18 protein-coding genes and 1 pseudogene are annotated in these 18,431 nt (G+C 67.9%); 7 read left to right on the plus strand and 12 right to left on the minus strand.

Annotation, left to right across the window (positions count from 1 at the left end; translation table 11 throughout):
• Position 1 precedes the first annotated feature (1 nt).
• The 6 genes from OIE74_RS03115 to OIE74_RS03140 all read right to left on the minus strand — a co-directional run bounded on the left by OIE74_RS03115 (position 2) and on the right by OIE74_RS03140 (position 8,995).
• Positions 2-2,299, minus strand: coding sequence for an FAD-dependent oxidoreductase (locus OIE74_RS03115; RefSeq protein WP_329378135.1), 2,298 nt, complete (start codon positions 2,297-2,299; stop codon positions 2-4).
• Between the two features lie 3 nt (positions 2,300-2,302).
• On the minus strand, positions 2,303-4,594 hold the full coding sequence (locus OIE74_RS03120) for a hypothetical protein (protein ID WP_329378137.1): 2,292 nt from the start codon (positions 4,592-4,594) through the stop codon (positions 2,303-2,305).
• A 59-nt stretch (positions 4,595-4,653) separates the two neighbouring features.
• Complete coding sequence (locus OIE74_RS03125) at positions 4,654-5,532, minus strand: carbohydrate ABC transporter permease (RefSeq protein WP_329378139.1); 879 nt, start codon at positions 5,530-5,532, stop codon at positions 4,654-4,656.
• On the minus strand, positions 5,529-6,533 hold the full coding sequence (locus OIE74_RS03130; protein WP_329378141.1) for a carbohydrate ABC transporter permease: 1,005 nt from the start codon (positions 6,531-6,533) through the stop codon (positions 5,529-5,531). The genes OIE74_RS03125 and OIE74_RS03130 overlap by 4 nt, the downstream gene beginning before the upstream one ends.
• 8 nt (positions 6,534-6,541) lie before the next feature.
• Complete coding sequence (locus OIE74_RS03135) at positions 6,542-7,870, minus strand: ABC transporter substrate-binding protein (protein ID WP_329378143.1); 1,329 nt, start codon at positions 7,868-7,870, stop codon at positions 6,542-6,544.
• A 135-nt stretch (positions 7,871-8,005) separates the two neighbouring features.
• Entirely contained in the window at positions 8,006-8,995 is a 990-nt protein-coding gene (locus OIE74_RS03140; protein ID WP_329378145.1) for a LacI family DNA-binding transcriptional regulator, read from the minus strand.
• 237 nt (positions 8,996-9,232) lie between these two features.
• On the opposite strand from OIE74_RS03140, the gene OIE74_RS03145 reads away from it, so the two are divergent.
• Positions 9,233-10,375 carry a mandelate racemase/muconate lactonizing enzyme family protein gene (locus OIE74_RS03145; protein WP_329378147.1) on the plus strand — a complete coding sequence of 381 codons (1,143 nt, stop codon included), beginning with the start codon at positions 9,233-9,235 and terminating at the stop codon, positions 10,373-10,375.
• 44 nt (positions 10,376-10,419) lie between these two features.
• On the opposite strand, the gene OIE74_RS03150 is transcribed toward OIE74_RS03145, so the two are convergent.
• From OIE74_RS03150 to OIE74_RS03160, 3 genes are read right to left on the minus strand one after another with little or no spacing between them, the layout of a single operon-like run.
• Positions 10,420-11,502 carry an MAB_1171c family putative transporter gene (locus tag OIE74_RS03150; RefSeq protein ID WP_329378149.1) on the minus strand — a complete coding sequence of 361 codons (1,083 nt, stop codon included), beginning with the start codon at positions 11,500-11,502 and terminating at the stop codon, positions 10,420-10,422.
• Complete coding sequence (locus OIE74_RS03155; RefSeq protein WP_329378150.1) at positions 11,495-12,001, minus strand: hypothetical protein; 507 nt, start codon at positions 11,999-12,001, stop codon at positions 11,495-11,497. The genes OIE74_RS03150 and OIE74_RS03155 overlap by 8 nt, the downstream gene beginning before the upstream one ends.
• Positions 11,998-12,435 carry a helix-turn-helix domain-containing protein gene (locus OIE74_RS03160; RefSeq protein WP_329378152.1) on the minus strand — a complete coding sequence of 146 codons (438 nt, stop codon included), beginning with the start codon at positions 12,433-12,435 and terminating at the stop codon, positions 11,998-12,000. The genes OIE74_RS03155 and OIE74_RS03160 overlap by 4 nt, the downstream gene beginning before the upstream one ends.
• 178 nt (positions 12,436-12,613) lie before the next feature.
• Here OIE74_RS03160 and OIE74_RS03165 point away from each other — a divergent pair, with 178 nt between their 5' ends.
• The 4 genes from OIE74_RS03165 (at position 12,614) to OIE74_RS03180 (ending at position 15,690) form a co-directional block, all read left to right on the plus strand.
• Positions 12,614-12,958, plus strand: coding sequence for a hypothetical protein (locus OIE74_RS03165; protein ID WP_329378154.1), 345 nt, complete (start codon positions 12,614-12,616; stop codon positions 12,956-12,958).
• A 148-nt stretch (positions 12,959-13,106) separates the two neighbouring features.
• Positions 13,107-13,628 (plus strand): hypothetical protein, encoded by a 522-nt coding sequence (locus OIE74_RS03170; protein WP_329378156.1) that lies wholly within the window; start codon positions 13,107-13,109, stop codon positions 13,626-13,628.
• Positions 13,629-13,986: 358 nt separating this feature from the next.
• The gene (locus tag OIE74_RS03175; RefSeq protein WP_329378157.1) at positions 13,987-14,505 is read left to right on the plus strand and encodes a DUF1203 domain-containing protein; all 519 of its coding nucleotides are present in this window, start codon (positions 13,987-13,989) and stop codon (positions 14,503-14,505) included.
• A gap of 129 nt (positions 14,506-14,634) precedes the next feature.
• The gene (locus tag OIE74_RS03180) at positions 14,635-15,690 is read left to right on the plus strand and encodes an alpha-L-fucosidase (protein ID WP_329378159.1); all 1,056 of its coding nucleotides are present in this window, start codon (positions 14,635-14,637) and stop codon (positions 15,688-15,690) included.
• A 24-nt stretch (positions 15,691-15,714) separates the two neighbouring features.
• On the opposite strand, the gene OIE74_RS03185 is transcribed toward OIE74_RS03180, so the two are convergent.
• The gene (locus tag OIE74_RS03185; protein WP_329378161.1) at positions 15,715-16,200 is read right to left on the minus strand and encodes an SDR family NAD(P)-dependent oxidoreductase; all 486 of its coding nucleotides are present in this window, start codon (positions 16,198-16,200) and stop codon (positions 15,715-15,717) included.
• Here OIE74_RS03185 and OIE74_RS03190 point away from each other — a divergent pair.
• Positions 16,081-16,347 carry a TetR family transcriptional regulator gene (locus OIE74_RS03190; protein WP_329378163.1) on the plus strand — a complete coding sequence of 89 codons (267 nt, stop codon included), beginning with the start codon at positions 16,081-16,083 and terminating at the stop codon, positions 16,345-16,347. The genes OIE74_RS03185 and OIE74_RS03190 overlap by 120 nt on opposite strands.
• A gap of 36 nt (positions 16,348-16,383) precedes the next feature.
• Here the strand turns inward: OIE74_RS03190 and OIE74_RS03195 are convergent, their stop codons facing one another.
• A complete protein-coding gene (locus tag OIE74_RS03195) occupies positions 16,384-16,839 on the minus strand; it encodes a DUF5707 domain-containing protein (RefSeq protein ID WP_329378165.1) in 456 nt (151 codons plus the stop codon).
• 235 nt (positions 16,840-17,074) lie between these two features.
• On the minus strand, positions 17,075-17,524 hold the full coding sequence (locus OIE74_RS03200; protein ID WP_329378167.1) for a spore-associated protein: 450 nt from the start codon (positions 17,522-17,524) through the stop codon (positions 17,075-17,077).
• 144 nt (positions 17,525-17,668) lie between these two features.
• Between OIE74_RS03200 and OIE74_RS03205 the strand changes: the two are divergent.
• A pseudogene (locus tag OIE74_RS03205) lies at positions 17,669-18,415 on the plus strand (NAD(P)-dependent alcohol dehydrogenase); the annotation flags it as partial.
• Positions 18,416-18,431 lie beyond the last annotated feature (16 nt).

The following is an 18,431-nucleotide window of genomic DNA, read 5'->3' on the forward strand; positions in this document are numbered from 1 at the left end:
TTCAGCTCTCCGGTCCGTTGGCGCGGTTCTCCGGTCGGTGGGTGAGATTCTCCGGTCCGTAGGCGCGGACGGCCGCGATGTGGGCGGACCGCGCGCCGTTGGTCGCTTCGACGACGATTCTCACCGCCGACACCGTGACCGGCTCGTCGAAGGTGTGGACACGGCGGCGGCGCCGGTTGTCGTACGCGGCCGCGAGGACGTGCCAGGGGCCGTTCCCCTCACGGCCCTCGATCCGGTAGTCGCGCAGCAGCGTGGGCAGCGTGTCGAACGGGGTTCTGTGGTGGTGGAGATTGATGAGGTCCTCGTTGACGTCGTCGTCCGCGAGGAGGTCGATACGGCCCAGGGTGACCGGTTCGGGCCAGGCCAGCTCCAGCCAGGTGCCGACCCCGGTCCCGGTCTCGGTCCCGGTCGTCTCGGCGAGCGGCGCCGAGACCCACATGTGCGGTCCGGCGTACGGGCGGGCGTAGCCGTCGACGGCCTTGGCGGGGGCGAAGGCGTCTGTCGCTCCCGTACGCAGACAGAAGGTGCGGCGCAGCAGACCGGTGTCCGTCCATTCGCGCAGGGGCTGCGGTGTCTCGTCCTGGGGCCGCAACGGCACGCGGGTGAAGCAGAGCACGCCGGGGGTGGGTGTGTCCGCGCGGCGGAGGGCGAGGGCGGCGTTGGCCCGTACGACGAGGAAGGCGTTGCGCGGGGTCTCGGGCGACCAGGTGAGGCCCGTGTCGATCCACTGTCCGGCGCCGGCGGTGACCGGGACGGTGACGGAGTCGACGAGCCGGCGCGGTACGTAGTTCTGGCCCAGCTCCGGGTCGTACAGCTCGACCGTGAGGAGGGTGTCGCGCTCCGCGTCCACGAGGAGTTCGAGGCCGGTGAGTCCCGGGTCGACGGGCAGGACGATCCCGGCGTCGGCCGCCAACGGCCAGGATTCGCCCGGTGTTTCGACGGCGAGGCGGGTGAGGCTGGAGTGGGCGGTGACGGTGGCGCGCCGGGCGAGGTCGTCCGGGTCGGTGGAGGCGAGGCCGATGACGGAGGCGTCCTCGCGAAGCAGGGTGCGTTGCAGCGTGGCGATGTCCAACGCCCTTGGGGTGACGCCGAGTTCGGCGCAGAGCGCGGCGGCCGTCCCGGCGGCCTGGCCGAGGGTGGCGCAGGTGGCCATGACACGGGTGGAGCCGAACGCGACATGGCTGGCGGAGATGTCGCGCCCCGCGAAGAGCAGGTTGGAGGTGTTCGCGGAGTACAGGCTCCGGTAGGGGATGTGGTAGATCCCGTCCGCGTAGCGCTGTTTCGCCGCCGCCTCGGTGGCGTACATGCCCTGGGGCGGATGCAGGTCGATGGACCAGCCGCCGAACGCGACGCGGTCGGGGAACGGTGTCTGGCCGAGGATGTCTGCCTGGTTCAGTACGTAGTCGCCGACGAAGCGCCGGTATTCGCGCTTGCCGGGCACGGAACCCACCCACTCCAGGGTCATGGTCTCGGCGTCGAACTCGCCGGAGTTCTTGATGTGGTCCCAGATTCCGTAGATGACCGACCACAGCTCGTCGCGGATGCGCTCGTTGTCGTGCACGGTGTCGAGTTCGCCGCCGAACTCGATCCACCAGTAGGCGCAGCCGTTGTCGCCGGCCTTGATGATGCGCCGTTCGGGGATGGAGGTCTTGGTGATGTCCTTGGCGAAGTCCGGTGGTACGTAGCGGACGGGGTGTCCGGTGTCCTTCGTGTAGAAGAGCAGCGTGGACCCCAGGGAGATGTCGTCGGCGGTCCCGGGCGCCCACGGCTCGCCGTACTCGTCGCGGGACTCCCGGCCGATCCGGTGGTGCGCGCCGGCGAGATGGCCGATCAGACCGTCGCCGGTGCAGTCGAGGAACAGGCCGCTCTCGAAGCGGATTCGCCGCTCGGAGCCCATCATCCAGCCGGTGACGGCGGTCAGCCGCCGGTCGTCCGCCGGTCCGTGCGCCTCGACCTCGCGGACGTCGGTGTTGAGGTGGAGTGCGATGTTGGGCTCGGCCCGCACGGCGTCCAGGATCACGGTGTCCCAGTAGTACGGATTGCCCTCGGGGTTGCGGTACTGGTTCTCGACGAACAGTTCGCCCATGATGCCGCCCTCGCGGGCGTGGTGGTTCTTGCCGTGTCCGGTGGCGCCGCACACCCAGACGCGTACCTCGCTGCTGGAATTGCCGCCGAGGACCGGTCTGTTGTTGACCAGGGCGACCGTGCGCCCGAGCCGGGCCGCGGCGATGGCCGCGCAGGTCCCGGCCAGGCCGCCGCCGACCACGGTGATGTCGTACCTCGCCGTCTCGTTTCTCATGGGCTACTTCCAGTCCGGGTTGGCTGCGAGTCCGTAGTAGACGCGCGGCGCGCCGTCGAGGCGCACCGTGACCTTGCCGCCCGCGGCGGTGAGGGTGCGTTCCTGGCCGATGCAGTTCAGCTCCCGCACGGTGCCTTTCACCGTCGCGGAGTGGGCGACGACGTCGGTCTTGGTCGTCCACCTGTCGGTCCAGGGTTCCGGCGAGGCGTACCAGGGGTCCGCGGTGTGGTCGGCGTTGAGCACATAGCCGTCCTTGCGGCTCCACAGGATCGACACGGGGCCTTCGGGTGTGGTGAAGAGCAGGCCCTTGATGTCCTGGTCGGCGAAGGCGAGATGGCGGACGAAGTCGGCGCGGTCGAGGACGCGGGCGGCGGTGGCGAAGGCGAGCAGCGAGGGCTTGGCGCTGGTGTCGCGGTTCATCAGTCCGAAGTGGTACTCGACGTTGCCCGGGTCGGCCTCCTGCGGATGGTGGATGGTGGTGTCGTGCAGCTGGTACCAGTTGACGCCCCTGACTCCCTCGGACTTGGCGAGGGCGAGGGTGAGCAGGGTGTTCTCGGCCGCGTTGCGGTAGGTGTCGGTCCACCAGGCGTTGGGCTTGGTGGAGGCGTACGCCTCGGTGAGCCAGAGTTCCTTGTTCCCGCCGTACGTGTCGACGACCTCGCGGGCCTTGCGGAGTGCGCCGAGGAAGTTCCAGTACGAGCCGGAGGAGCCCTGGGTCCACTCCGAGGGCGGCGGGGCGTAGTCGGGGGTGAAGTTGCCGCGGCCCGGGTGGAAGGCGAAGGCGTCGATGAGGTCCCAGCCACCGGCGGCGTGGAAGTTCTCCGTCCAGATGTAGTCCATGCCGCCGAGGCCCGCGTTCATCACCTTCATGGGCGAGCCGGCGGCGGTCAGCCGGTCGGTGACCTGACGCAGTCCGTCGCGTACGTAGACGTCGGCTCCCCGGCCCGACATCCAGGGCTGGTTGACCTCGTTGCTCACCTCGAAGTAGGCGGCGTCGGCGTCGACCGCCTTGGCGACGTTGGTGTCGGCCCAGTCGGCGATCTGCTGCGGGGTGCCGCCGACGGGGATACCGCTGAGTTCGACGTTGTGCCCGATGCCGTGCGCGTCGAGGGTCGCGGTGTCGATTCCGGGCGCGCCGGCGTAGGCGATACGTATCCATTTGACGCCGAGGGTCTTCAGCAGGCCGAGTACGGCGTCCTTGCCCGGCTTCAGGAGCCAGGGGTAGTTGGCGATGCCGAACATGGATTCCGTACCGGCGCGGTAGGTGAAGTCGGGCAGCACGGAAAGGTTGGTGCGGGCCAGTGCGCGCTGCCCACCCGCGATGGCCTCCACCTCGGTGAAGACGATGCCCTGGGACGGCGCGGTCAGGGTGAGGGCGGCGTCCCAGGCCGCGCCGGGGGCCACTGTCCGGGTGAGCGTGCCGCCGGCGAGCCTGATGCCGGCGAAATCGCGCGCCCACCATTTGAGGGTCACCGGCTTGGCGGCCGAACCGCCGTTGACCACCTGCGACTTGAGCGTCATGGTCTGTCCGGCGGTCTTGTAGAGGTTGAACGGCTGGTCGGTCCAGACCTCGACGCCGATGGCGCGGCCGGCCGCGATGGCGCCTGCGGCGCGCGGACGCAGGTCACCGAGGACGAGGTCGGCCTCGGTGACGGCGGTGGCCGTGCCCGTGGCGGCGCCGGGGGCATGGATCCAAGTGGCGTTCGTGTAGGCGGGGTTGGTGCTGTCGAGGCAGAAGAAGCCCTTGCCGTCGGCCCATGTCTCGGCGTAGGCGCCGCCCGCGTTCGTCTCGTACGGGATACCGCCGCGGGCGTCGCGGTTCCAGACGGTGAGCGCCTCGTACGACTCGGCCGCGGTCGCTCCGTACACGGTCCTGGCGAACATGAAGCCCGACGGTGTCAGGGTGCCGGAGCCGCCGGTCTCCCACTTCAGATGGGCCTTGTGCGGGGTGACGTCGAATGTGCCGGTCACGGTGACGCCGGGCGCGCCGGCGCCCAGGGCATAGGTGATCCGGAGGCCGGGCCTGCCGTCGGGCAGGGTGACCGCCTTCGGGGTGCCGCCGAAGGTGCGCTGCTGGCCCAGCGCGCTGTCCTTGATCATGAAGTGGGTGAGCAGGACGCGGTCGGTACCCGCGCCGTCCTTGACGAGTACGCTCCCGTCGCTCCGGCCGATGAGGGTGATGCCATCGGCGGTGAGGGTGAGCGGGTCGGCGGCATGGGCGGCGGTGGCGGGAAGCAGTGCGGCGCCCGTGGCGAGGGCCGTGCTCTGGAGGAATCTGCGGCGGGCAACTGACATGGCGGAGCCTTTCTCTTGTCCCTGAGAGGAAGGTGCGGGATGGTCGCGGACAGGCTGGGTCAGCCCTTGACGCCGGTGAAGCCGAGGCCGGCGACGATGTACTTCTGGCAGACGGCGAAGACGAGGACCGGCGGCGCGACGGCCATCACCATCGCGGCGATGAGCTGGTCCTGCGGTGCCTGGGTGGCGAGTTGGGCGAGTGCGACACTGATCGGCTGCTTCTCGGGGTCGGTGAGGGCGACCAGCGGCCAGATGAAGTCCTTCCAGCTGTGCATGACCGCCAGCAGGCTGATCACGGCGAGCACCGGCCGGCTCATGGGCAGCACGATCTTCGTGAGCAGTTGACGGGTGCTGACGCCGTCGACACGCGCCGCGTCGAAGAGTTCGCGGGGCAGGGCGTCGAAGAACTGTTTGGCGAGCAGCACCGTGAAGGCGTTGGTGCCGGCGGGCAGCCAGATCGCCCAGTAGGTGTCACCGAGGTTGAGGTGGAGGAACGGTACGTCGATCACGGTCATGAAGAGGCTGACCATGTTCACGGTGTACGGCACGAACATCGTGGCGAGGATCGCCCCGTAGACGACCCGGCCGAACCGGGGCCGGAGCACGGAGAGCGCAAAGCCCGCGGTGGCGGAGATGAACAGCTGGACGGCCCATGAACCACCCACCACCAGCACGGTGTTCAGCAGATAGTGACCGACACTCAGATCGGTGTAGGCGGTGGCGAAGTTGTCCAGCAGCGGCCGGTCCGGCCAGAGGGCGAGCGGCCGCGTGGTCAGCTCGGTGGGCGGCGAGACGGCGCCCTTGACCATCCAGTACAGCGGGCCGACGCCGATGAGCAGCAGCGACACGAGCGTGAGTGCCTGGATGGAGCGGACCGCGGCCCGGACGCCGGGGCGCTGCCGGTCGTGGACGGAGACGAAGGTGGTGGCGGAGGTCATGACGTGCTCCAACTGCGGGTGACCCGCAGATAGACCGCGGACAGCACGGCGAGGGCGAGCACCATCAGGAAGGAGAGCGCGGCGGCCTGGCCGTACTCGCCGTCCTGGAAGGCGTAGCGGAAGATCAGCAGCAGGACGGTGAGGGTGGAGTTCTGCGGACCGCCGCCGGTGAAGATGTACGGCTCGGTGAAGACCTGGATGGTGCCGATGAGCTGCACCAGCAGCAACAGTCCGATGACGGGCCTCAGTTGGGGCAGCATGACATGGGCTATCCGCCGCCAGATGCCGGCGCCGTCGACCTCGGCGGCCTCGTACAACTCGGCGGGGATCCCGGCCATCGCCGCGAGGTAGATCAGGACGGCGCCGCCCATGCCGGCCCAGGTGGCTTCCAGTACCAGCGACAGCATCGCGGTGTCGGGCGATTCGAGCCAGGAGAAGGGGCCGAGGCCGACCGTGCCCAGGGCGCTGTTGAAGAGGCCGCTGCCCGGGTCGTAGAACCATTTCCACAGCAGGATCGCGACGACCGGCGGGATGACGACCGGGAGATAGACGAGGAAGCGGTAGATACCGGCGCCGCGGCGCACGGTGCTCACCACAGCGGCGATTACGAGGGGCGCGGGGAAGCCGATCACGATGCCCAGGCCGACGAAGAGCAGGGTGTTGCCCACGGCGGTGCCCAGCAGCGGATCGTCGAACAGGGCGCGGAAGTTGTCGAGGCCGACCCAGACGGCGGGGTCGACGAGGTTGGTGCGCTGGAAGCCGAGCAGCAGGCTGCGCACGATCGGCCACCAGGCGAAGAGCCCGAAGACGATCAGGGTGGGGACGAGGAAGAGCCACGCGGTGAACTGTTCGCGGGCGGCTCCGGCGCGTCGGCCGGCCGGTCGGCCGTTCCCTCGGCGCTTCGGCCGGCCGATCCGTACGCGGGTGCCTCGGCCGGTGCCTCGCGAGGGAGACGTGCCGGGTGGGGCGGGAGTGTGCGAGGAGGGGCTGAGCAGGCTCATGGGAGGCTCTACTTCTGGTCCGCGGCGAGCTTGGAGTTGACGTCCTTCTCGGCCTCGGCCAGCAGGGCGTCGACGTCGGCGTCCCGCTCGGTGAGGACCGCCTGGACGACGGGGTCGAGCGCGGTGTAGAGCGTCTGCGCCTGATAGGGCGGTTCCGGCTTGAGTTCGAGCGACGACAGGCCCTCGGTGTAGGGCCGGAAGTGCTCCAGTTCCACATTGACGTACGGCTTGATCGCGGCGTCGATCGCGGCCTGCCGTTCGGCGTCGAAGACCGGCAGGGTGGGCACTCCGACCGCGGACTTGGGGTCGGCGGCGAGCGCCTCGGCCTGCCGCGCGGCCGCGTCGGTGCTGTACTGCGGCTGGGCGTAGGCGAAGGTCAGCCACTTGACGGCCGCCTCCGTGTGCTTCTTGTCGGTCGATTCGGGGACGAGGTAGATGTCACCGCCGGTGAGTGTGGCGTCGCCACCCGACTGCGGCATGGGCGCGACCCCGAACGCGCCGGTGTCCTCCATGCCGAACTGTGTGGTGGCGAGCCGGTAGGTGCCGGGGCTGCCCATGAACATCCCGACCTGACCGGCCGCGAACTGTCTGATGACGTCGTTCTGGTTGTTGAGCAGGTTCTTGCCGAGCGAGTCGTCCTTCCAGCGCATGTCCTTGAGCAGGTTCAGGGCCTTCTTGGTCGGTTCGCCGGTGAACTGGGCGACGTACTTGCCGTTCTCCTCCCGCTGGAGGTCGCCGCCGAAGGCGTAGCTGAGCATCGTCAGCTGCCAGCCGCCCTGGTTGTCCTTGGACTCGTGGACGAAGCCCGCCTTGCCGGTACGTTCGCTGATCGCCTTGGCGGCGGTGCGTACCTCCGGCCAGGTGGTGGGCGGCCGGTCGGGGTCGAGACCGGCCTGTTCGAAGAGGTCGCGGTTGTAGACGAGGCCCTGGGCGTACGGGTTCTGCGGGACGCCGTAGACCTCGCCGGCGGGGTCGCTCAGCGGCTTGAGGATCTGCGGGTTGAACTCGGCGAAGTGGTCCCACTCCTGGAGCTGCCCGGTGATGGGCCGCACCTGGCCCTGTTGGATGAGCCGGGGCGGTTCGGTGAGCGGCACCTTGATGACGTCCTCGACATTGCCGCCGGAGAGCTTGGCGGAGAACGTCAGCGGGTCGAAGACCGTGGTGGAGCCCTTGATCTCGATGCCGGGGTTGGCCTTCTCGAAGTCGGCCACCTGCTTCTTGAACAGGGCGAGGGCGGGCTTGTCGGTGGCCGGCGGCATGCCCTGGACGCGGAGCACGAGGTCGCCGCCGGAGCCGGCCTTGCTCGGGGTGACGGCGGAGCAGCCGGTGAGGGCCAAGGCCACGGCGGTACAACCGAGCCATGCTGCACGGCGGGATATACGGCACATATCGACTCCAAGGAACATGGTGGACATGGTGCGTCGGCGCGGGGGGTGCCTGATTGTGGTGGAGGGTGCCTGGTTGTCGTGCGCTCAGCGGGAGGAGGCGGGCGCGGGGCCCGTCGACGCGCGCGGGATCAGCCGTGAGCCGATCTCGACGGGCGGGGGCGCGTCACCTCTCGCGTTTCCCGCGATCGTCTCGATGAGCAGATCGGTGGCGCGGGTGGCGACTTCCACCGGATCGATCCTGATGGTGGTGAGGCCGGGCGTGGAGACGGAGGCGAGCTGCGTGTCGTCGATACCGATGACGCTGACGTCGCCGGGGACGGCCACACCGAGGTTCGCCATCTGGTGCAGCACACCGAGGGCGACCAGGTCGTTGTGGGCGAGGACCGCCGTGGCCCCGTGCGCGGCGACGAGCGTCGCCGCGTGCACGCCGGTCTCGAACCTCGGCTCGTACGGACCGAGTTCGACCAGGGAGAGGTCCAGCGCCTCGAAGGACTCGTGGATGGACTTGCCGCGGCTGAGTTCGGCGCGGGAGGCGTTGACGAACACACAACGCCGGTGGCCGTAGGCGCGCAGATGCTCGACGGCCTGCGCGATTCCGGCCGACAGGGAGATGTGCACCTCGGCGATGCCCGGCACATGACGGTTCACCACGACCAGCGGCATCCGCTCGGCGAGTTCGAGCAGCCGGGCCTCGGAGAGTGTGGAGGCCCAGAGCACCAGCCCGTCGACCCGCTTCGACACGGCCGCGATCGTCTCCAGTTCGTCGGCCTCGCGTTCGTCGCTGTCGGCGACGAGGACGGTGTGTCCCAGTCGCCTGGCACGGGCCTGCATCGCCTTCACGATGGGCGGGAAGAAGGGGTTGGCGATGTCCGGGATGATCAGCCCGAGGGTTCCGGTGCCGACCCCGCGCAGGCTGCGGGCCGCCGGATTGGGTGCGTAACCGAGCTTGGCCGCGACGTCGAGGATGCGCTGCCGGGTCTTCGGCTGCACCTGGTCGGGCGCGGTGAACGCGCGGGACACCGTCGAGACGGAGACACCGGCGGCGCTCGCCACCTCCCGGATCGTGACTGGCACGGACGGCCTCCTCGGTTCGCTTCCCCGGTTCGTCGCCGGTTCGATTCTCCGGCCCTGTCGGCTGGATGCGGTGGATCCTTGCGAACGTTCCCGGATGGTGTCAAGAGTGTTGCGTCAAAGAAAAACCCGTGAAAATCCGCTACTCACAAGGGTCTTGTGCGACCGCTTGGGCACCGTCAATGATTCGGTCCTGTTGGTGTTGCGGAGTTTGCGGGAACGTTCTCATCGAGGAGTGACATGAAGATCACCGGCCTGGAAGTGCTGACTCTCCCCGACCACGGAGACAGCATGATGCTGGTCGCGGTCGACACCGACGAGGGCATCCACGGTCTGGGCGAGGTGGGCATCCGGTCGCGTCAGAAGGCGGTCGCCGGCGCGCTCGACCATCTCGCCGATCTGATCGTCGGCGAGGATCCGCGGCGCATCGAGCATCTCTGGCAGGTGATGTCGCGCCGCGGCTTCTTTCCCTCGGACCGGATGGTCGGCGCCGCCATCGCCGCGGTGGATGTGGCGCTGTGGGACATCCGGGGCAAGGCGCTGGGCGTTCCGGTGCACGAACTGCTGGGCGGCCGGGTACGGGACCATGTCCCGGCGTACACGCATGTCGGCGACGACTACCACGACCGTGACCGGTTCCTGGAGCGCTGCCGCGGGCTCGTGCTGGAGGGCTGGCGCCATCTGCGCTTCGCCGCGCCGCACCGGGCGGACGGGGTGCTGGACGCCCGCCGCTGTCTGCGGGACTCGGTCGAACTCTTCCACCAGGTACGGGAAACGGTCGGGGACGAGGTGGAACTCATCCTCGATGTGCACACACGGCTGGATCCGCCGGAGGCGCTGACCCTGTGCCGGGAGATCGAGGCGGCACGCCCGTACTTCGTGGAGGATCCGCTGCGCTGCGAGAACACCGAGAGCTACCGCATGCTCCGCGCCCGCACCGGCGTACCGCTGGCGGCCGGCGAACAGTTCGGCTCCAAATGGGAGTTCAGAAGTCTCATCGAGGGCGATCTGATCGACTACGCGCGGGTCGACGTCGGCGTCGCAGCGGGGATCACCGAGGCCAAGAAGATCGCGGCCATGGCGGAGACGCACCACATCAAGCTCGCCACGCACAATCCGCTCGGCCCGGTGACCGCCGCCTCGTCGCTCCAGCTCAACCTCGCCTGCTCCAACGTGGCCGTCCAGGAGCACCAGACCGACCCGGAACCGGCGACAGCCGCCCTGTTCGTCGAACGGCCGACCGTGGTTCCCGGCCGTGTCGAGCGGAGCGAACTGCCCGGGATCGGGGTCGTGATCGACCGCGAGGAGGCGCGCGCGTACCAGGCCACGGCCGCCGAGCGGCCCCATCTGCGCACGTCCGACGGCGCGTTCACCAACTGGTGAGCGTGTGCGCCGTATGGCGGGCGGCAGTTGCTGACCGCGGCCGGCTATCGCTTTGTGCGCCGACGCCGACGACCAGTTCTCACCGTGTTGCGGTAAGCGTCGGCCAGGCGGCAGAGGTAATCGGTATCGCTGCCCAGGTCGTGGCCGCCCACAGCGGCGATCTTGATCGAACGCAACGGACTGCCCTTCTCGCGGGCACGGAGGGCAATCGCGATCCTGGCGGCTTCTCGCCGGGCGTCTTCCATCCCGCTGACGGTTGACTCGTCGGAAGGGAGGTAGGGGCGTATCGCCAGCAGACCGTCGCGGATTTCGATCACTCGCCGGTACAGCTGCAACCTTGTGGGGAAAAGTGTGTTGCCGTGCAGCAGCCCAGGCGGTTCCAGCGCGATGGCGGGTTCGGCCTGGTAGAGGGCGGACCACAGGGGGCCGAGCTGTCGGTAGCGACGGTAGCGGCGGAGCCACTCGGCGATCGCCGGCACGGCGACTCCAACGAGTACAAGGAGGTGGGCCGTTGTCGGCAGCGCTCTGCTCATCATGAAGCCCCTGCCGAACGAGAAGTCGACCGGGGCTCGGGCGGAGACCGCGACAACGGTCTTACTGATCATGTAGAAGGCCGCCGCGCCGGTTCCGGCGGCGACCAGGCTGAGCCCCAGACGCAGCGCCAGGTCCGGCGCTTCGAACGCGTCCCGAAGGCAGAGCCGGGCGATGACGGTGAACTCGGGCAGCAGCGCCACGGCGTAGGCGATGCAGTACTCCATCACCCATGGCGACTGTGGGTACAGGTTCGGGGTGAGAGCGAACAGGAGGCACATCACGACACCGGCGAAGACCACCCACGCCGTGTGCGCGCGAGCACGTGCTTCGTACCCGTGCAGCCGCAGCAGGATCTGGGCTCCCGCCCAGACGGCGGCGAGCATGGCGACGTGACCGACGAGTCGTTCGACGCCGTGCGAGCTCGCGGCGCGCGCGAGGGTGGTAGCGGCAGGTGTGAGTGCCGTCTGTGAGACGGCAAGGCCGAGCACGCAAAGCCGCACGAGCCGGCGGCCGGGCGCGGGCCCCGGTCGCAGCCACAGCAGCATCCCCCAGGCGAGCAGGGCCGGAACGTAGTTCCGCGCCAGTTCACCCACGGTCGCGACCGTTCTCCAGCGCGGATCGCAGTCGGCCGACCACGGATTCGTCGCGAGAGGCCGGGCGGACATGCTGGCCGAGCAACGACGCCAGGAACTCCGCTTCCCGCTCCTCGACGCTCGAATAGCCGGTGCGGCCCAGCACCCGGCGGATCATGCGCGGATCAAGGTCGGGCAGCAGTAATCGCGCCTGCTCAGCGGGGCTGAGTGTGACGGGGAAGTGGTCGCACAGCATGTGACCGATCTCGTGCAGCACGATGTGGTTCTGGTGTGGCACGGTCGTGTGCTGCTCGTACGCGATCAGGTCGGCGGTATCGGTCGCGATCCAGAGCCCGCACACGCCGGAGAGGTCGGGCAGAGGCAGTCGCTTGATCGCCCGCCCGCGCCGCGCGCTCAATTCGGCGCACAGCGTCGGGACATCGAACGAGCCCGGCAACTCCAGATCCCGGAGCACCTCGGCGCAGCGGCGCCGCATCTTCCGCCGGCCGGTCCGGATCATTGGTCCACGTCGCCCGCGGGATCAGGCAGCCCTTCGAGTTCGCGGACGCGGTCGACCATGTCCCTTATCGTCTCCAGACTCTTCGTCGACAACCCACGTGCGCGCAGGGCGATCTGCCGCACCGGCGCGTCGCGCAGCGCGCTGAGCAGCGCGAGTTGTGCGTTGATGTGCTCGGCCTCCGCGTCGTCGAAGAAGTACGCAGGGGGTACGCCGAAGAAGGTCGCGAGAGCTTCAAGGTGACGCTTGGTCGGGTTGTCCCGGAGACCTTTGCGCAACTGCCACAAGTACGTTGACGAGATGGTGGGACCGCCCTGAGCCCTGATCGCCTCGGCGACCTCGTCGAACGTGTACTCGCCGCCGTCGGCCGGCCGCACCACGCTGAACAAATGGTCAACCTTCGTCGCCAGTACGGCTTTGGCGCTGTCCTCTGCCATGCCCACATCCTACCTCGATCAACTCAGATAAAGCGGAGTACTGAATTCTATCCATCTTGGTTGACGCGCTCCATTGGTGCGAGCTACGGTCCTGCCATTCCGGGAACGACCGCGGCGACGATCTCACCGCCCCGGGATTCAACGGATCAACGACTGTCCGACCAAGGGGAGAAGTCACGTGAACAAGTTGGTAGAACGTTCCATGATCCGCAAACCAGCCGTCCTTCTCGCAATGCTGGCAACGGCGGCGACATCGCTCATCGTCAGCTCTCCCCCGGCTTCGGCGGATCAGAGCGCGAGCGGGGAAACGTACTGCTATCACGGTCGACGGGTGGGCGTCGAAGACAAGGCGAGCGGGGTCGTGGACGTCAGGGCCGTTGACGTGAACAAGATCTACGTCTCCCCGTTCCTCGCCGTACACCGCACACAGTCCTCGAAGTTCTCGGGGAGCTGGTACGTAAATGCCGTTGACGCCGGCGGCCCGGGAATCATCGTCCATGCGTTCGGATACTGCTACTTCTGATGCTCCCGTAGGGAAAGCTCCCGTAGGGAAACAGGGACATCCGTAGGCAGAAGTCCGGCTGCCGTCCATTCGTCGCCGGGGTGCGTATGGGCGGCGGCAACCCTTCCGAACAGGCATTGGGTGGTTTGGTATCGTGCGACCGGGGTCGATGAATATCGTCATGCTGACTTCCTGCGTGTTGCTCGTCGCGCTTGGCGGATGCGATCGGCAATCGGCGCCGCCGAGAGACGCGGGGGCAGCGAGCGAACCTGCCGTATCGGATGCGGACAGATCGGCGTTCAAGCGCTACTGGGACCGCATGACGGCGTACAAGAACGAGTACGCTTCCTGCCTTCGGTCGCGCGGCATTGGCGGAGTCAGCGTCAAGGAGTCGTCTGTCGAGTTCCCGACGACCGAACAGAACAACGAGAAGGCTTCATCAGCCCAACGGATCTGCCGTTCAAAGGTCGCGTATCCGGAAGACCCCGACGACGAAGTTCGGCGAGGCATGTATGCGGCAGCGGTGGGCAGCTACCAATGTCTCACCGAAGGCGGCTGGAAGCCCAGGAAGCCACCCTCACTGAGTGCGTACCTGGCGGATGGCGCCCAGTGGACTCCCTACTCGGAATTGCCGGTGAACGACGCCGAGTGGGAAAGACTCAACAAACAATGCCCACAATTCGACTCATGAGAGCTGAGCCTCGGGCGCACGCCGCCTGAAGCAGCCGGCATTGCGAGAGTTGAATCCGGACTTCGTCCCCAGCCAGTCCCAGCCGAACGAGTCCCAGAGCCCCGACCCAGACGGTGATCCCCGCAAACAGCACCGCAATCACACAAGGATCGGAAGCAGGTACTGAGCGAAGAACTCGTGGCGTCAGTGATGGCGGTGAAGACGGCCTGGATGATCGAGTCCAAGGGGTCGGCGGGCACAGGGGGCCTGCGTGCAGCGGCTGTGGCGTTTCCGGTCAGCCTTCTCCGTGTGGGCACGGAGCAACGCGATGTCCGTTTCCTGCCAGCAGATACGGGCGCGTCGAGTCACCATCGGGCGCATGACCAAGTACACGGTGCTCCCCGTTGAAACAGCCGTCCTCAAGGAACTGCGGATTACCGACGACGCAGGCCGGCCCTGCGCCCCGTACATCGCGACCCGCGACGACGCAGGCTCCCCGCTGCGCTGCTGCCTGCGTCCCATCAGGACCGGTGAGCAAATTGCCCTTGTTTCATACGCCCCGCTGCGACGCTGGGCCACCATGCGGGGTGCGCTTCCGGGCGCGTACGACGAACAAGGTCCCGTCTTCATTCACGCCGATGACTGCGACGGGTTCACCCTCGGCGAGACCTATCCTTTCGATCGGCCGGGCGCCCTGCGAACCGTGCGCCGCTATGACGCCCGGGGCCATATCGCCGGTGGACGCCTTCTGGAGATTCCGGCCGACGCCACGGCCGGCTTCGACGCGGCCTTTGACGATGCGTTCAGCGACCCGGACGTGGTGCTCGTACACGTCCGAGCACTGGAATACGGGTGCTTCCACTTCGAGGTGCGACGGCCCTCACGCGAGGAGCGGTAGCTGCCAAGAGCACGCTCAGGGCGGGGGCAGGGGTCGCGGCGCGCACCCCCTGGCCCCTCGCAACGATCATGTGTACGGTTCTCACAACGCTGGCCTTCCCCGACCCGGATTCCTCGCGGAGATGAGCCGATGACCCCGCAGGTAAGCCCTCAAGGGCTCGACTGGTACCGCCGTGCCCGGTTCGGCATGTTCGTCCACTGGGGCCTCTACTCGATGATCGGCCGCGGCGAGTGGGAACAGGTCATCGCCCGGATACCGGCGGCCGAGTACGCGCCGCTGGCCAAGCTCTTCAACCCCGCGGCCTTCGACGCCAAACAACTCGTCGCTCATGCCGAGGCGGCAGGCCAGCGCTACCTCACCATCACCAGCCGCCATCACGACGGCTTCTCCATGTACGACACCGCACTGTCCGACTTCAAGATCACCCGTTCCCCGTTCCGCCGCGACCCGATCGCCGAACTCGCCGACGCCTGCCGGGAATCCGGCACCGTCAAGCTGGGCTTCTACATCTCCCTCGTGGACTGGCACCACCCCGGCTACCTCGACTCCTCCCGCTGGGAGGACTACCTCGCCTTCCTCTTCGGGCAGGTCGAAGAGCTGTGCACGCAGTACGGGGAGATCGCGCAGATCTGGTTCGACGGCGACTGGCCCAACTCCCCCGTACCGGAGGAACACCCCGGCTGGTTCACCACCGACCAGCAGTGGCACTATCCCCGGCTGTACGACCTCATCCACCGCCTCCAGCCGGACGCCGTACTCCTCAACAACCGCAAGGACGGCCTCCAGCCCGGTGAGGATGTCCAGGGCTACGAGAACGATCTCCCCGGAGAGAACACCACGGGCCTCAACCCGGGCGCACTGCTCGCGGTGCCGCGCGAGACCTGCCTGACGATGAACCGCAGTTGGGGCTACGTACCGCACGACACAAACTACAAACGGCCGGACGAGCTCATCGACACACTGCTGCGCTGCGTGGCAGCCGACTCCAACCTGCTGCTGAACATCGGCCCGACACAGTCCGGCGACGTACCGGCCCCGGCACAGGAGCGCCTTCGCGAGATGGGCCGCTGGCTGGACACACACGGCGACGCCGTATACGGCGCGGGCCCGGGACCGGAGCCCGGGACCATCCACACCCAGGACGGGCGAGTCCTGAACCTGACCGACCTGATGCCCCAGACCTAACATTCCGTGGCAGGCGTCAGCCGATCAGCTGTTCCGACCGTTCCCACAGACCGCGCGCCAGAGCGAGATCGTGCCTTCGGCGAGCCAGCGGTTCGACGACGGGAACTTCATCAGGGGGCTTGTTGTGTCGGAGCCGAAGTTCGTCCTGACGATCCCCGGGTAGAACACGGCGGCCCGGATCGGATCGAGATCCCCCTCGTAGTTGAGGTTGTCCAGGAACGGGGCGAGGTGGTTTATCCGGAAGGTCTTCTCGAAACCGTCGACGGTCCTGGTGGGGTCGCCGAACACGCCGCCGGCGTAGTTGGCGAGCACGTCGATCCGCAGGTATGCGGCGTCCAGTTCGGCCGCGAGCTTCCGCACATCATCGTGGCGGGCGAACTCGGCGGTGAAGTGGTCGACGCCGAGTTCGCCCGCCACGGCTCGCGTCTTCTGCGGCGAGCTTCCGACGATCACCACCTTTGTGCCCGCGCTGATGGACAAGGCGAGCGGCGGTGGCGCCGATTCCGTCACTCTCACCAGCGTGCCGAGGTAGCTACAGCTGTCCAGGACCTCATCCTTGAGCGCGGCTACAAGGAGACGACGGTGGAGGACATCTGCGCGGTGACCGAGATCTCCCGCAGTACGTTCTTCCGGTACTTCTCCTCCAAGGCGCGGTAGGTCAGGCCCCAAGGGGCGGGGCGCCCGTAGCCGGCGTCAACCGACGGTGAAACGGGTCGCTTTCGTGTCGAGCGTCGTGGAACCGTCACCGGCGCGGGCCAGCACCGCGACGTGCCAGAGTCCGCGCGGGGATTCGGCGGCGTCGGCACCGGTTACGGCAACGGTGTAGGTGCAGCGCACGGTGTCTCCGCCGGAGGGCTCGCACGTGGCCGGCTCGGCGGCGGCCATTTCCTTGACGGTCAAATCCTTCTCGGCGAACGACGAATCCGCCGGCCAGGCAAGGACCTTGACGTCCGTGACACCGGAGGACGCCGTCGCGTCGGTCGTGAAGACCAGCGAGCCGTCACGGTCGCCGAGGGGAGCTGTGTAGCGGGCCGTGCTGTGCTCCAGGGTGGGCGGCTGCTCGCCGGCGTACGCGAGGGCGAACGTCCCGGCACCTCCCAGAACGGCGACCGCAGCGGTCACGGACAGAAGAACGGTACGTCGGGACATAAGAGGCTCTCCACCATCGTCTCAGCGGTATCGGAACCGGCGTTCTCCGCGCCGCCGGTTCATCGATGGTCGCCCCCCGAGAGTGCACCGAACATGAGTACTGACACTCAACCCGACTGAGTAGAGGCGGCTGTTGGACGGTCGTGGCGGTTCGGCCGGTCCGACCGGAGACCCGGTCGGACCGGCCGAACCCAGAGGTGGCGCGGAAACCCGTCGCCGTGGAGCTGAGCCGGGGTCAGCGGATGGTGGTGACCCTGCGCTCCTTCAGGGCCGCGCAGTTGGAGTTCTCCACCGAGACGTACACGTTGGCGATGTTGCCACCCCAGCTGACGCAGTGGCCCTTGCCGTAGACGCGGCTCGGACCCGCGTACGACGTGAAGTTCCCGGAGTCCTCGGCCCACTCGTCGGTGTCGGGCACGTAGATGTACGCCGACATGAGCTTGGCGGTGCCCGGGTTGGTGCGGATGGTCGCGACGCAGTTCTTGCCGTTCGCGGAGTTGTACGTGAGGTAGACCGTGCCCTGCGAACCGATAGGAGCGGAGTTCACGGTCTTGTAAGCGCTGCCGCAGACCCCCTGCGGCGTGACGTTGGGCGCGGCGTGGGCGGTGGCGCCGAATGTGGCGGTGGCGCCGACGACGAGCGCGGTCAACGCTCCTGCGGCTGCGGCATTACGCTTGATTCCCATTATTTCCCCCTTGCGACTCCGAGAGCGGTTTGCTCACACTTGGAAGACCCCCGAACGGCACGGATGGTTGTACCCGGTTCGACGCGGCGTCACCTAGGGATTCGCCCCGATATCCGCACCGAGGTCGCTCGCCTACCGTCGTGGGAAGCGGTGGGCAGGGACGTGAAGCGGTTCCGTCCCGGTGACGACGTGTTCGGGGAAGCCGACGGGGCGTTCGCCGAGTACGTGTCCGCTCCGGAAGACGTGGTGGAGCCGAAACCGGCCGACCTGTCGTTCGAGCAGGCCGCCGCGCTGCCGCTGGCGGGGAACACGGCCCTGATGGGCCTGCGCGACCTCGGACAGATCCAGCCGGGACAGCGGGTACTGGTCAATGGCGCGTCAGGTGGTGTGGGCACCTTCGCCGTACAGATCGCGAAGGCGTTCGGCGCGGAAGTGACCGGCGTCTGCAGTACGCGAAACCTGGAACTGGTCCGGTCGATGGGCGCGGATCACCTCATCGACTACACCCTGGAGGACTTCACCCGGAACGGACAGCGGTACGACGTCGTGTTCGACCTGGTGGGGAACCATTCGCTGACCGAGTGCCGGCGCGCGCTGACACCCGCGGGGAGGCTCGTTCTCTCCGGTGGAGGCGTATTCGAAGGCGGGAGTCTTTTCGGGCCGATGGGTCTCATCCTCAAGGGCCACGTGATGTCCCGCTTCGTCCACCACCAGTTGCTCGTCCTCACGGCGACGCCGGGCAAGGAGAACCTGGCGGCGCTGGGGGAACTCGCCGGGTCCGGGAAGCTCGCCCCGGCCATCGACCGGACCTACCCGTTGAGCGAGGTACCCGAGGCCATCGGGTACCTCGAAGTGGAGCACGCGCGCGCGAAGGTCGTCATCACCGTGTGACGGACCGCCGTCCTTG

The organism is Streptomyces sp. NBC_01716, from assembly GCF_036248275.1.
GTDB lineage: Bacteria > Actinomycetota > Actinomycetes > Streptomycetales > Streptomycetaceae > Streptomyces.

What these genes read in the sequence shown, in the direction of transcription:
- OIE74_RS03195 (WP_329378165.1), bottom strand. Translation starts at nt 16,839, where the DNA reads ATGTCCCGACGTACCGTTCTTCTGTCCGTGACCGCTGCGGTCGCCGTT.
- OIE74_RS03170 (WP_329378156.1), top strand. Translation starts at nt 13,107, where the DNA reads ATGAATATCGTCATGCTGACTTCCTGCGTGTTGCTCGTCGCGCTTGGC.
- OIE74_RS03125 (WP_329378139.1), bottom strand. Translation starts at nt 5,532, where the DNA reads ATGACCTCCGCCACCACCTTCGTCTCCGTCCACGACCGGCAGCGCCCC.
- OIE74_RS03115 (WP_329378135.1), bottom strand. Translation starts at nt 2,299, where the DNA reads ATGAGAAACGAGACGGCGAGGTACGACATCACCGTGGTCGGCGGCGGC.
- OIE74_RS03130 (WP_329378141.1), bottom strand. Translation starts at nt 6,533, where the DNA reads ATGAGCCTGCTCAGCCCCTCCTCGCACACTCCCGCCCCACCCGGCACG.
- OIE74_RS03200 (WP_329378167.1), bottom strand. Translation starts at nt 17,524, where the DNA reads ATGGGAATCAAGCGTAATGCCGCAGCCGCAGGAGCGTTGACCGCGCTC.
- OIE74_RS03145 (WP_329378147.1), top strand. Translation starts at nt 9,233, where the DNA reads ATGAAGATCACCGGCCTGGAAGTGCTGACTCTCCCCGACCACGGAGAC.
- OIE74_RS03155 (WP_329378150.1), bottom strand. Translation starts at nt 12,001, where the DNA reads ATGATCCGGACCGGCCGGCGGAAGATGCGGCGCCGCTGCGCCGAGGTG.
- OIE74_RS03180 (WP_329378159.1), top strand. Translation starts at nt 14,635, where the DNA reads ATGACCCCGCAGGTAAGCCCTCAAGGGCTCGACTGGTACCGCCGTGCC.
- OIE74_RS03120 (WP_329378137.1), bottom strand. Translation starts at nt 4,594, where the DNA reads ATGTCAGTTGCCCGCCGCAGATTCCTCCAGAGCACGGCCCTCGCCACG.
- OIE74_RS03175 (WP_329378157.1), top strand. Translation starts at nt 13,987, where the DNA reads ATGACCAAGTACACGGTGCTCCCCGTTGAAACAGCCGTCCTCAAGGAA.
- OIE74_RS03160 (WP_329378152.1), bottom strand. Translation starts at nt 12,435, where the DNA reads ATGGCAGAGGACAGCGCCAAAGCCGTACTGGCGACGAAGGTTGACCAT.